11 protein-coding genes are annotated in these 12,965 nt (G+C 60.9%); 5 read left to right on the forward strand and 6 right to left on the reverse strand.

Going from position 1 to position 12,965, the window contains the following annotated elements; translation table 11 throughout:
- Positions 1-110: 110 nt before the first annotated feature.
- Positions 111-1,166 carry a 3-keto-5-aminohexanoate cleavage protein gene (locus tag B0G80_RS30265; protein ID WP_116123771.1) on the reverse strand — a complete coding sequence of 352 codons (1,056 nt, stop codon included), beginning with the start codon at positions 1,164-1,166 and terminating at the stop codon, positions 111-113.
- Between the two features lie 206 nt (positions 1,167-1,372).
- Between B0G80_RS30265 and B0G80_RS30270 the strand changes: the two genes are divergently transcribed.
- On the forward strand, positions 1,373-2,374 hold the full coding sequence (locus tag B0G80_RS30270) for an AraC family transcriptional regulator (RefSeq protein WP_116121620.1): 1,002 nt from the start codon (positions 1,373-1,375) through the stop codon (positions 2,372-2,374).
- Positions 2,375-2,451: 77 nt separating this feature from the next.
- On the opposite strand, the gene B0G80_RS30275 is transcribed toward B0G80_RS30270, so the two are convergent.
- Together B0G80_RS30275 and B0G80_RS30280 are read right to left on the reverse strand one after the other, a co-directional pair.
- Positions 2,452-3,576, reverse strand: a complete 1,125-nt coding sequence (locus tag B0G80_RS30275; RefSeq protein WP_106277905.1) for a porin — start codon at positions 3,574-3,576, stop codon at positions 2,452-2,454.
- Positions 3,577-3,778: 202 nt separating this feature from the next.
- A complete protein-coding gene (locus tag B0G80_RS30280) occupies positions 3,779-6,478 on the reverse strand; it encodes a LuxR C-terminal-related transcriptional regulator (RefSeq protein WP_116121621.1) in 2,700 nt (899 codons plus the stop codon).
- Positions 6,479-6,713: 235 nt separating this feature from the next.
- On the opposite strand from B0G80_RS30280, the gene B0G80_RS30285 reads away from it, so the two are divergent.
- The 4 genes from B0G80_RS30285 to B0G80_RS30300 all read left to right on the forward strand — a co-directional run bounded on the left by B0G80_RS30285 (position 6,714) and on the right by B0G80_RS30300 (position 9,282).
- On the forward strand, positions 6,714-7,655 hold the full coding sequence (locus B0G80_RS30285; RefSeq protein WP_181920097.1) for a hemerythrin domain-containing protein: 942 nt from the start codon (positions 6,714-6,716) through the stop codon (positions 7,653-7,655).
- Between the two features lie 30 nt (positions 7,656-7,685).
- Positions 7,686-8,156, forward strand: coding sequence for a BON domain-containing protein (locus tag B0G80_RS30290; RefSeq protein ID WP_258879078.1), 471 nt, complete (start codon positions 7,686-7,688; stop codon positions 8,154-8,156).
- A gap of 143 nt (positions 8,157-8,299) precedes the next feature.
- Entirely contained in the window at positions 8,300-8,683 is a 384-nt protein-coding gene (locus B0G80_RS30295) for a hypothetical protein (protein WP_116121623.1), read from the forward strand.
- Positions 8,684-9,096: 413 nt separating this feature from the next.
- Positions 9,097-9,282 carry a hypothetical protein gene (locus B0G80_RS30300; RefSeq protein ID WP_116121624.1) on the forward strand — a complete coding sequence of 62 codons (186 nt, stop codon included), beginning with the start codon at positions 9,097-9,099 and terminating at the stop codon, positions 9,280-9,282.
- A gap of 89 nt (positions 9,283-9,371) precedes the next feature.
- Here B0G80_RS30300 and B0G80_RS30305 read toward each other — a convergent pair whose 3' ends face one another.
- The 3 genes from B0G80_RS30305 to B0G80_RS30315 all read right to left on the reverse strand — a co-directional run bounded on the left by B0G80_RS30305 (position 9,372) and on the right by B0G80_RS30315 (position 12,927).
- Positions 9,372-11,021 carry an MOSC and FAD-binding oxidoreductase domain-containing protein gene (locus B0G80_RS30305; RefSeq protein WP_258879079.1) on the reverse strand — a complete coding sequence of 550 codons (1,650 nt, stop codon included), beginning with the start codon at positions 11,019-11,021 and terminating at the stop codon, positions 9,372-9,374.
- A 222-nt stretch (positions 11,022-11,243) separates the two neighbouring features.
- Positions 11,244-11,903 (reverse strand): cupin domain-containing protein, encoded by a 660-nt coding sequence (locus tag B0G80_RS30310; protein ID WP_116121626.1) that lies wholly within the window; start codon positions 11,901-11,903, stop codon positions 11,244-11,246.
- Between the two features lie 241 nt (positions 11,904-12,144).
- The gene (locus tag B0G80_RS30315) at positions 12,145-12,927 is read right to left on the reverse strand and encodes an ABC transporter substrate-binding protein (protein WP_116121627.1); all 783 of its coding nucleotides are present in this window, start codon (positions 12,925-12,927) and stop codon (positions 12,145-12,147) included.
- Positions 12,928-12,965 lie beyond the last annotated feature (38 nt).

A 12,965-nucleotide genomic window follows, 5' to 3' on the forward strand; every position in this document is an offset into this window, starting at 1 on the left:
GATGGACAAAAGGGGCCGATATTTGTGTCGCCCCCCGATGCGAGCCGGGGAGCCTCCTTCTTCAATCACCATCGACGCGGAATATCGTGCCGTTGGCGAGTCCCACCCTGTTACGCGGCGCGCAGGGGCAGGTTTTTCACACCTGCCTTGCGACTCGGCGCCATGCCGTTGGCCGCGAGGGTTTCGTCCACCGTTTTGTATTGCACGCCGATCTTGTAGATCTCGCGCGCTTCCTTGCCGCTCGCGATTTCACGGCCCAGTTCGCGTGCCACGCGCACGCACTGCTCGATCTGCTGCACCGAGCTCATCCGATTGCCGTGCTGGTCGATGATCGTGTCCTCGATTCCGCAGCGCGGGTGCAGGCCCATGGCCATCGCCATCATGTTGAACGGCAACACGTTCTTCAACAGCGACTCGGCCGTGACCGTGCCGCCGTCCGGCGCACGGTGGACGAAGTTGAAGAAGTTGAACGGGTTCGGACCGTCAAAGCCGCCGCCGATGCCGATCCACGTCAGGTTCAGCGGCCCCTTGTAGGCGCCCTTGCGTACAAGGCGATCGAGCGTTTCGAGCGCATGAATGCCGGTGAGCTGGAAGTGCGGCTGGATACCCGATGCCTGCAGGCGGCGCAGATGTTCCTCAACCCAGGCCGGTCCCGCTGGCACCGTCATTTCACTATAGGCGGCCATGAGCGCAGGATTGGCCAGCGACGTACCTTCCAGGTACTCCGGATAGAGCAATTCCATGATGTTCATCTGCGTGGTGTTGATCGCGACCGTCACCTGATCGGGCTTCGGGTCGAGATCGGCCAGCATGTGACGCGTGTCGTCGGACAGCCACTTCGCGGCCTGGCCGTCGTCTTCCGGTGCAAACGAGATCGAGCCGCCCACCTGGATGATCATGTCCGGCACGGCGGCGCGCACGCCCGCGATCAGTTCGTTGAACTTCGACAGGCGCTTCGAGCCTTTGCCATCCAGCTCGCGCACGTGCAGGTGCAGCACGGTCGCGCCCGCGTTGTAGCAGTCGACGGCCTTCTGGATCTGCTCTTCCATCGTCACCGGAATGTCTTCGGGAAAATCCTCTGGCGCCCATTCCGGTCCGTACGGAGCCGTCGTAATGACTACCTTGTGCTGATTCTCCGGGTGCAGCGAGTCGTCGAGAAATTGCATCGTTTCCTCCAGAAATAGTTGGATGTTTTTCTTCGGCGCCGGGTGCATGTCGACGCGTCAGGAAATAAATCAGTAAGGCGAAGATACGGCAATCGGGCGATACGGATTTCGTTTCCGACGACATTGTTTTATGATTTGACGACACCGCGCGTTAACACCAATCCCGCGCCGATGGACTTCGCGCGTGAGGAATGGAAGGAGATCGAATGCAAAGCATGGTGAGGTCGTCGACACTGCACGGGTATTTCGACGTGGTGAGAGGCTTGGGTCTGAACCCCTACGAGCTTGTGCAGGCAGTCGGTCTCGACGCCGTGGCGCTGGCGAACCCCGAGGAACGGATTCCGGCTGACGGCGCCTGCCGGTTGCTCGAAGCGACTGCGGAGGAAGCGTCGTGTTTGACACTGGGGCTGCGGATCGCGCAAACCCGCCAGCAGTTCGGCAGTGGCGTCGTCAACGTTCTGCTCGCCCACAAGCGCACGCTCCGCGAGGTGCTGCTGGCGGCGGCGCAGTACCGCTATCTGCTCAACGAAGCGCTGGGTGTTTACGTCGAAACGACCGGCGACACGGTGACGATCCGCGAAGAGATTGTGGCCGAACCGGGCACCCGGACAGTCCAGGCGATCGAACTGGCCGTCGGCGTGCTGGCCCGCCATTCCAGCGCGCTCCTCGGTGCCCACTGGAAACCGCACAGTGTGCATTTCACCCATGCGGCGCCGCCTGACCTGACCTTCCATCGCCGGTTCTTCGGCTGTCCGATCACATTCGAAAGCGACTTCAACGGATTCGTTTGTGCGGCAGCGGACCTCGATTATCCGAATCCGAATGCAGACCCCGTGCTGGTCCGTTATGCGGAAAGCCTTGCCAACCCGCTCAACGATACGGCGGCAGATTCTATTGCGCTGGACGTGCGCAAGACGATTTACCTGCTATTGCCCCTCAGTCAGGCTTCAATCGAACTGGTGGCGCGACAACTGAATCTGACCGTGCGCACCCTGCAGCGCCAGCTTGATTCAGCCGGCTCCCGCTTCTCGGGCATCGTTGAAGAAGTTCGGCGCGATCTCGCCGTGCGCTACCTGCTCAACCCGCGTTATCCGATCGGCCGGGTCGCAGCCCTGTTGGGCTACACAAACCAGGGGGCGTTTACGGTCTGGTTCCAGAAGCGTTTTGGTCTGACGCCCCGTGACTGGCGCAGTCGCCACCGCAAGTGAAAACGTAACGTGTCGTGGTGCAACCGGATGCCGCGATGGCCCATGCGACACGGCACAACGCCACATGCGCCGTTGGTTCAGAAGCTATGGCGCAAGCCGATCATGGCCGCCGTCGTTGTCAGGCCTGGAGCCACCGGCTGACCGTAGACGATCGTCTGGTTCATGGTCCCCTTGTTCACGACGTGACCGACCTGACCGTAAACCATGGTTCTGACGGAGAGCTTGTATTCGGCTCCGAGCGCAATTTCCGTCGAACGATTTGCCGAATTATTCTTGTCTTTCAGGTAGTAGAGACCCGAAGTCACCTGAAGCGTCGGGTTGAAGCGATAACCCAGGCCCGCGGAAAACAGATCGATATTGACCTGATTGGAATGCGCAGGATTCCTGCCGTTGCTGTACGACGCCGACACCGAGAATCCGTGGAGCGTATAAAGTGCGCCGAGATACACGAACTGGTTGTTGTCGAGCCCGGTCAACGGCGCACCGGGAGCCGGATTCGTATCGTGTCCGTTGTAGTACACAGCGGACAGGCTCAGACCGTAGTTCGCGTATTTGAGCACGGCCGACTCGCGCGTCCCCCCCTGAAACTGCCCTGCCACGCCGCCGGGTGCGTACTCCAATCCGATCGAAGCGCCGCCGAAAGAGGGCGACTGGTAAACCAGCGCGTTGCTGTCATAGAGTGCGCCGATTGGCGCATTGGTGCTGGTGCCCGGCCAGCCGGCTGACTGGTTCATACCCAGCCACGCGGTCAGGATACTGCCGAAGTATTGGGAGGACCGTACATCCGTCTCGGCCATGGCATAGATCATCGGGATGATCTGCCGGCCCGCGTTGAACGTGCCGAACGGTCCCGATACGCCGACGGTCGCAAACTGGTTGAACGCAGCCGCGACACCTGGTGTATCGCTAAGGCCGAATTTGCCGGTGCTGCTGTCGAACGAACCCTGGAGCCTGAAATTGATGTGATAGCCGCCGCCGATATCTTCGCTACCCTTGATTCCCCACAGGCTCGAATAAATGCCGCCGTCCTTGAGCCGGTACACCGATCCCGTATTCGGCGCCTTCGGATTAAACGACGCTGCGGCAGTACTCTGATACAGAAAGCCCGAATCGAGGATGCCGTAAAGCGTCACCGAAGATTGCGCTTGAGCGGCGCAGGCGAATGTGGCGAGCGCTGCCGCGCCGATCAGTTTCATCTTCATTTTGTCTCCTTCCTGATAGTTTTGTTTCGACTGCGGCCAGCCAGCCCTTCCCCGCAATGAACTCAAGTCGCGTAGGTGTGACGGAATTCGCCGCATTGTGGCGCGTCGTGCAGGGAAGAATACGTAAAGGAGCTCGTACAGGCCCCTCCCAAAGCGGGAGGGGCAGAACATCTCGGTGAACAGCGCGCCGCGCAGCGCGAACTTATGCGCCTTCGAGCAAACCCAGCACCAACGCTCTTCGAACCGCATGCTTTCGCGAGCTGGCGTCGAGCTTTCCAAAGAGATTCTTGAGGTGCCACTTCACCGTGCCCTCTCCCACCGCGGCCGCAGCCGCAATCTCCTTGTTCGACATATTTCGCGCCAGCAGCTCGAGGATCTCGCGCTCTTTGGGCGTCAGCACAACGCTCGGCACAGCTCGCGGCACGGTGGCCTGGCGACCCAGTGGCGGCACGGCGACGCGCGCTGCCGCGATCGCGTGAGCGACTTCGCCGGATTCGGGCTGCTCTTCGCTGACGCGCCGCGCCCAGTCGGCGAGGGCAGGATGCGCGTCGGCCAGCGTGCGGGTCAAACGGAAAGTCTGCGCGAGATTCATCGCCTCGCGAAGCAATGCGAGCCCGTTCGCGCCGGACTGCTCCAGCGCGAAGGCGCGCATCGCCATGACTTCAATCTGATATCGACCAAGCTTCATCGCCAGAGCGGCCTCGCCGGCCTGCGCGAGGTCGTCGAGCGCCTGCTGCCAGCGACGCGCCGCGATGGCTGCGCCGGCATGCGCCAACCCGACCAGCAGCCCGACCGACTGCCTCCACAGCGGCCCTCTTTTCGGTCCCTCCTCCGTCACCATAGCGTCGATACGGCGCACCAGCGCGTCGCACATTTGGGCGCGATAGCGACCGGCGTGAATACGCACCTGTTCCGCCATGCTGGCAATACACAGACGCGGCAGGCGCCGGCTCACACCCATCGCGTACATTGCCTCGAGGAGATCGAACGCCCGGTGTTCGTCGCCTTTGACCGCTGCGATACGCGCCGCGGTGCGGTACGCGAGGGACACGGTGTCTGGCGTGCCGCCTCGCTCCAGGATGTCAAGCCGATTGGCCAGCAGCGCGGCGGCCTCGTCGACCCGATCGGCTTCATAGCTCAGCGCAGCGCACGTCGCGGCAAACATGCACGAGAGCGGATGACGGCGGCCAAGGTCCGCTTCCGCGCTTGCCAGCGCCGGACGGAGTACCTCCTCGGCAAGCACAAGCTGGCCTTCCCATACGTAGCTGAAGCTCACGATGTAATCGGCCCAGCGCACCACGTAACCGATCCCTTTGCCGACTTCGGCCCGCTTTGCCGCCAGCTGGAACCGACGCGCCTGCGCGGGCTGACCGAGCAGAATCGCACGTACTGCGAGGCGGTTTGCATGAACCTGGGCGAGCCAGGAATCGGCGGCGGGAGCGAACTCGGCCCAAGGCGCAAACAGCTCGACGAACCGGTCGATCTCATCGGCGTAATAGGCGGCCGCGCATAGGATGAGCGCGCATTCGTAACGCAGTTGAGCGTCGGCGCCAGGGCTGGCGAGGACGCGCTGCACCTGGAGTTCCGCCTCCTTGTGCCGCTCACCCAGCGCCAACGCCCAGGCCGCTGCCAACAACAAGCGTGGACGTCGCTCGAGTTCATCCGCGGGGAGCAGATCAAGCCATTCGAGAACCGCCGTCAGGCGTCCCTCCTTGACTGCGTCATGCAGGCAGCGCTCCGCCAGTTCGTAGGCAGTCTGGTGCTGGCCCGCGGCGTGAGCATGCCTTGCTGCCTGTTCGATCATGCCGTGCCGGGTCAGCCAGGCAGCAGCACGACCATGCAACGCGGCCCGTTCGGCGGCGGGCACATGAGCGAGGCGGCCTTGCAGGACGTCGCGCACAAGTGCGTGCAGCCAGCACCATGCGCCGTCTTCGGAGGTGACGAACACGGGCGTCTCACGCACGAGGCGCGCGAGCCGCTCCGGTGCCTGTGGATCGCCGGTCAACGCCTGACAAAGTTCCGGGTGCAGCGAATCCACCAGGCTGGTGCGCGTGAGGAAATCGGTATCTTCCGACGAAAGCTCCGCGATCAGCGTCCCGACAAGGTGTTCACGCAGTCCGCCCTGATTGGCCGCCATGGTCTGCACCACCTGCCGGGGATCCCGGGCGCGCGCCATGGCCGCCATTGCGAGCTGCAACCCAAGCGGCCAGCCATCCGTCAACTCGAACAGCCTCGCGCACGCGTCGGCGTCGAAACGCGAGCCGAACCGGTTGGCGATCAGTGCAATCGTCTCTTCGAGACGAAAACACAGCATCTCGGGATCGACCAGGATGCATTGCCCGTAAGCGATCAGATCGGCAACGGCCGTATCGATTCTGCGGCGCGCGGCAACGGCAACGTGAAGATTCGGCGGGGCATTGTGCAAGACATAGATCAACGCAGTGAGGCCGGCTTCGGGTAGACGGTCGGCCTCGTCGACGATCAACAGAACATCGCCCGAAAATTGGGCGACTTCGGCGAGCCAGGCGGTCACGGCGTCCAGTTCGCCGACCGACCCCACGGCGCCGTCAAGCAGCAATCGTCCGAACGCGGGGCGCGCGCAGCCCGCCCGCATGGCATGGACGAGCCCTTGCAGGAGCCGCTGAGGATCGTCCCGCTCATCCACTGAAAGGAAGGCGACCGCGGCACCACGCGCCAGGGTTTCCCGGCGCCATTGCGCAAGCAGAGAAGTCTTGCCATACCCAGCCGGCGCTTGCACAAGAGCGATGGATTGATCGCCGAAGTGCAACGCGTGCGCGGCCAGCCGCTCACGCATCAGCAAATGGGCCGGCGCGCGCGGCGCGATGGTCTTCAGGACCAGTTCGGTGGCTACACTACCGGCGCTTGTCGATGTCGATGCCATCTTGCAGAGCCTGTCGAGGCTCCTGACGGCCATCTCCGGCTGCCGCGGGGAGCGAATAAGGGGAAGGCTCAAGCGTACCACCCGCACGCTCCAAGCCCCCTCCCTTCGTGGGAGGGGTGAGCGAACCGGCCGCGGACTAAGATAAGTTCCAACAGACCTCGGATGCAAAACCAGCCGGCGAATTCGAAACTGGACAGCAGGAACTGCAAACGTTGAATGCAGCATGAGGGATACCATGTACCGACACTTTCTCGTCCCTGTGGGAGATATGGGTTCATGCATTGAAGCAACCGGTCACGCAGTCGCGTTTGCGCAGTCGATGGGTGCGCGCGTGACCTTCCTGCCCATTTTGTACCGACATGCTGCCACGCTGCACCGCCCGGCCTCGCGCGCAGGCAACCTCACGGAGCGCACATTGGAACTGCTGGCTCGGGCCGAGGCCGCAGCGCGCGCGCAAGGCGTGCCGTATTCGTCCATTGCTGCCAGTGAAGAAACGTCGTTCGACAGCATCGTTTCGGCGGCGATCAAGTGCGGATGCGACCTCATTTGCATCGCCCCTACTCAACGGCTGACTGATGCGGGCGACGTCGCGCCTGCACCGTCCGATGACTCTGGTACGGTCAACGTGGCAGTCCTGATATTCGCTGCAGACAGTCGCCCGGCAACCTCGCGCGCGATCGGCAGGCTCCTCGACGAACACCGCGCCATCGCCGACACCGTCCACGCGCTGCTGGATATGGTCCGCACAGCACGCGCGGCCGGTCAGCAGCCCGAGCCGATATCGATGCGCGAAACGGTCAAACGCCTGCGTGATCTTCAGATACGCCGGCATAGTCTTAAGGAAGATGCCAGGTTATTTCCACGGCTGCGCGATCGCACCTCCGTTGCGGATGCGGAGCTAGATGAACTCGAATGCCGGCATCAGCGCGACAAACAACTGCTCGACGAATTGGCCGAACTATCCGAACTCGTCGGGCGCGACTCGGCGCCGCGCATCCTGACTGGGCGGCTCGAACAGGCTCTAGGCGCTTACGCGCAATTCACCTGGGAGTATCTCGGACGGGAAGAAGGCGTGGTACTACCCATCGCGCGGCGCTATTTGCGAGACGAGGACTGGGACGACATCGCAATGGCATTCGACGCAACCGCTGCGAACTCCGCCAAGGGGCAAACTTGACTTGTATGAACTGCGGGCCTGACAGCGCACATGCAAGATAAGGAAACCTCATTTCATGCTCCAGTCGATCCGATATTGCAGAAAAACGAACTGTCACACTTAACCAATAAACCTGGAGATAAATCGATGAGAAAAGCAACAGCACTCAATTTGGCCGTTAGCGGAATGATCGCGCTGACGTCTATCACCACGTGGGCTCAGCCCGGCCAGACAGCCGCGGCTTCAACCGGATCTGCAAAAGCGGCATCGGCTGGAGTCGATGCCAAAGCCGCTAAACGAGCGAATCGCGAACTGGCCAAGCAGGTTCGTACGGCGATCGCCAGGGAGAAGAGCATCGACGCCGCAAACATCAGCGTGAAAGCGAAAAGCGGCGCAGTAACACTTTACGGAACCGTGCCGGCCGCGTCTCAGATCGACACAGCGGCCGCCGTGGCGAAAGCGGTCCCTGGTGTGACATCGGTCAAGAATCAGATCGTGGTTGAGAAGACGTTCGGTCAGTAAGCGCCTGTCGTGCGAGTCGATGGAATACGAAGTCGTGATCGTCGGCGTCCCGCCGCGACGACCCGCGTCCGTACGGCAGCGAACAGTACCGGGCGCAAGACAGGTGAATAGTGGCGATTGATGCGGCCCACGAGAGGATCTTGATGCGCGCCCACTTCTATCTTCCCCTGTCTCTCTTGCCATTTCTGCTCGTCGGCTGTAACACGCCGCCGATTCCACCCGGTAAGTCAGTCGATATTCCGACCGCTTTGCATCAGGTTCTGGAAGGCCTTTGCAGTGCCAGGAAGGATATGGCGGCACGGAAGCAGGACTTTGGCTTCGCTATCGACTCGATCACAGTGGAACTCGATCTGACCGTGGACGGAACAAAGAATCCGCCGGTGGCAGTTGCGCCGGACATTCAGTTCATCCCGACCGTCAGCTATGGACAGATCATCACGGCAGCCAAAGGAAGCAGGCTTGTGCTTACGCTAAAGAATACTGGTGCCGCTGGCGCCGACTGTCCTGCGTCCATGCGGACCAATTAGGCGGGAAATAAAACGGCGTCGACGATGGCGAGTCAGCGCCTATTCTGCAAAGTGATATCAAAAGGTCCGGTACGAAAAAACCCGAGCGCGGATTCGCCATGGTAGGCCACCGCAGCTTGGCGACCATGAGATCGTACAAACACAGGGTACGTAGGCGGACCGCATGTGTCGCGATCCAACCCACAGCGCGAGCCGGACAGTTGGATTCGACCCACCGGCCGCAGTGCGCATGTCTGTTTATCAACTGCACTGACCGCCCTTAAAAATCCAATATTTTCAACTAGTTGCGCGGTCGCTTTCGGCGGCGTCACCGTTTGGCATGGACTTTGCCTTGATCCTCACCGAGGAGTGACGACACCCTCAACACAAGCTCTGACATTCCTGACTGACCAATTCACCCTCGGAGAATCGACATGAACACACTGGTAATCAAAGACCTCCCCGCAGCCGTTGAGATGGATCGTACTGCAATGACCGCCGTCTGCGGCGGCAGGTTGCCGCAGCAGGTCGTGAACATCATCCAGGCGGTTTCCGACTTTGCAAACGACGCTCCTACCCAGCACAGCTTTACTGGCAGTGGGGTTACTGTCCAGTACTAACAGAAGCATAGTGATTTCGCAGCTCAAGGCCCCGCCAACGAGGGGCCTCTTTGAATTCGCTTCGGTTACTTTATCTACTGAGAGTCCGCTCAAAGGTCGATGACCGTATCACCAACGGGTTGCGAGCAGCAGATGAGCAGGTTGCCATCTGCGGGCTTGTCTAGCGGCTCGGGACTGTACGCTATGGAGCCCGAGACCAATCCGCTTTCGCAGTTGTGGCAGACACCCGTCCGGCACGCCCAACGAACGGGAACATCGCACGCCTCGGCCAGCTCCAGGATGCTCTGGTAGGCCACACCGTCCCAGTGCACATCGATCCCGCTGCGTGCAAAGGACACGATCGGACCGGTGGCGCCATGGTTTTCAGGCAGATGAGGCGCACGAATCGCATCGCCGACGATCCCCGGAGTCATCGACTCCAGGCCATTGAAGATTTCGGTGTGTATTTGCCTCTTTGCAAACCCGAGATTCGTCAGCGCCGCCTTCATATCGACCATGAAGCGGGACGGTCCGCAAAGATAAACATCGGCCTGCGTCGGAATACCTGCGCCCGCTAACCTGGCTTCGGAAAAATGACCCGTCTCCGTGTACTCGACTCCTTGCCGGTCACGCGTGGCGTCGGGCTGGCTGAAGCAGATATACCGACGGCAATGCGCAAGCGCGTCCGCGAGACGCCCCGCTTCAGCATCGAAGGGATGATGCTGTCCATCACGAGCCGCGTGCAACCACCAAACCTGCCGCGTCGAGCGTTGCGACGACAGCGTATTCAGCATGGCGAGAACGGGGGTCGCGCCGATACCCGCGCTTAGAAGGACCACGGGACTCGGGCTCTGCAATAGCACGAAACTCCCACGAGGAGCGCTGACATCGATTACGTCCCCGACGCGCACGCGATCACGGAGATAGGTGGCGGCTGCTCCCCCCTCTTCGAATTTCACACTGATCCGGTATTCCAGCGTTGACGGACCATTGGAAATCGAATAGCTGCGATAAAGCGGCGGTCTCCCACCGTCCTGCGGAAGACGCAATACAACATACTGGCCTGGCTTTGCCATCGGTAACGGCTGGCGGTCCGCTCGCTGCAGGGAATACGAAACGACGTCGGCGGACTCGACCACAACCGACACGACTGTGAGTGAATGGAATCCCGGTGTGGTGGGATAAGCGGCCGAGGCAGGCGCGAGCCCGGCGTTGCCTCCCGTCTTGCCGGTAACGGAGTTGCTCAACAATGCCTCGAACGACCGCTTCCACCCCGATGAAAGCGCGTCGATCCGCAGCGCCCGCTCAAGGCGGTCACGAGGATGATGCGGGGAATACAGGAGCGCATTGATCTCCGTGACCGTCATGCGCTCGCCGGCTTCGTCCACCTTCACTATCTCGTCGTCTGCCCCAACCTCGCCTTCCTTCAGAACGCGAAGGTAAAATCCCGGCCGCCCGCTCGACGTAAGCAAAGCTGCCATACGTGGCTCATTAACGCGAATACCCACGCGGTAGCAGGTCACCCGAGGTTGCGTCACCTCAAACAGTGCACTACCAATTCGATACCGGTCGCCGATGCATACATCGCTATCGGGCATTCCTTCAACCGTGAAGTTCTCACAGAACTGGCCATAGACAACGTCAGGCCACTTCAACTGCTCCTTCCAGAAATGTGCCGATTCGGTCTGGTAGACGAATACGGCTCGATGCTCACCCCCGTGCCCGGCGAGATCGCCCTGCCCGTCTCCGACCAGATTCAAACGAGCCGCCCAGCAACGGCTCGTGAGCGGCTCCTTCCATATGCTCGTATGAACCGTACGGCCCTTCCATTCGATATCACGTGGAAGGCCAACATTCACTGACAGTAGCCGAGCCATGTCTTGCTCCGATCTTTGGGACCGCCTTATCGCATTACCGGTAACGTTCGATGGCTCTTTCGAGCCTTCTCCCGTGATTCGTCTGGCGGCGTACTGGACACGGTATCAGAAGATCGACGAGCAGGCCTTCGGTGACGGTTCGTCGATCCGACGCTGAGCACCTTTGGCGACAATCTGGACCGCAAGGCCTGTCGCCGCAACGGAACCTTCGTTCCGAATGAGGTGTTCGTCATTGCCGCCGTCCACCAATGTCGTGCCATTGGCTGTGCCCGGCCCGTACACTTGCGGCGTACAGTTTGCGTGGTACTCGGTTAACTGTCCCGACGTGATGACTATCAGGCTATGTCCGGGGTGCCGATGCCAGCCAGTGGTTCCACCCGGCGCCCAGGTGTTGGTCTGTATGTACACGTCTGACGGCCCCTCGGTCTTTTCGAATGAAGACCACGTATCTCCAGGAAACCCAGGAGCAAACCGCTGAAGCTGGTCCTGTGTGAGGCGGTTCATGACTTGAAATTCGGCGAAAGTTCCTTGGGCCAGGGTCGTGCCAGTGAATCCGCTGGCCGGGGTCGCTTGGCCAGATTCCATGTGAGAGAGGGCCGCGACCATCCATACGGCAAACCACAGCGGCAACCAGATGGCCTGCCGCAGCCGCTTTCGACTTGAAAACCGTGTCGTCCAGGCGGGCTCCTCGGCATAGCGATCCTTGGTCGCGTTCTTTTCATCGCCGAAATCGGGCTTCTTCACCACACCGCCAGTGCATGTCATGTCATCGCCTCCTTTTGAGCGGGTGTGTCCATCTCTGCGAGTCTCGTTGGTGGACGACCGCTTCCGATCGCCGCGATCAAGGGGTGACGCCGACGGCGATTTTTCGTATCGCGAACGCCGGAGCGAATGACACTTCGTGGCGGGTACTGGCCGCACACGGTCTGATACTTAACCGGCTTATCTGGCGCGTGTAGTGAAGCCTAACCGGCGATCCCGTGCAGCCCGATCCTTTGCAACGGGCCTATTTCGGCGGCGCCCAATCGTCGACGCCATTTTTGACGAAGATCGCTTTGACCGTGCCGTCTGCCTCGAGCTTCGCCAGCGATCGATTTATTCTTTCAAGCAGTTCGCTATTTCCCTTTCGCACCGCAATGCCGATCCGAGGTTTTGGCGACTGCGACTGGTAGGAGCTCACAATTCGCAGATTCGTAAGTCGGCCGTGTTTAGAGGCGTATATCGTGTCAGGGCCAGAAGTCACCGCTGCCTTGATCTGGCCTGAAACGACGGCCGACCACGCGTCTTCCAGCGTGTCATAGATCCTGATTTCAGAGAAACCGCCAATCCGTTGCAGGAGCGCTAGTTGAATGCTGCCCTTCTGTGCGCCCACCGGGAAATTTTTGAGGTCTGCCAGACCTTGATAGGCCGTCGTGTCGTTCGCCGGGACGACAACGACTTCTGTTGGCGCGTTGTAAACCGGGTCGCTGAAATCGACTTGCTGAGCGCGTGCGGGCGTAATCGCCATATTGGTGGCGATCACGTCGATCTTGCCACTGGCCAGCGCAGGGATCAGGTCGCCGAATATCATGAGCTGATACTGAACCGGCAGGCCTGCATCTTTGGCGATGGCGTTTATCAGATCGACGAAGACCCCGGAGAGCGAGTCCGAGTTCTTGTCGTGGAAGACCCAGGGCTGCACGTCCTGACCTGCGACCTTGAGTGGCTGCTGCGCCCACGATGGCACAGAGCAACCGATTGCGCCCAACGAGACGACCGTCGCGATCACCATATTGCTGAACTTGTTCATGGTGTCCCCTCGTGATCGCAGCGCTGGTACCGGTGATG

Origin of the sequence: Paraburkholderia sp. BL6669N2 (assembly GCF_003387275.1) — a bacterium.
Lineage (GTDB): Bacteria > Pseudomonadota > Gammaproteobacteria > Burkholderiales > Burkholderiaceae > Paraburkholderia.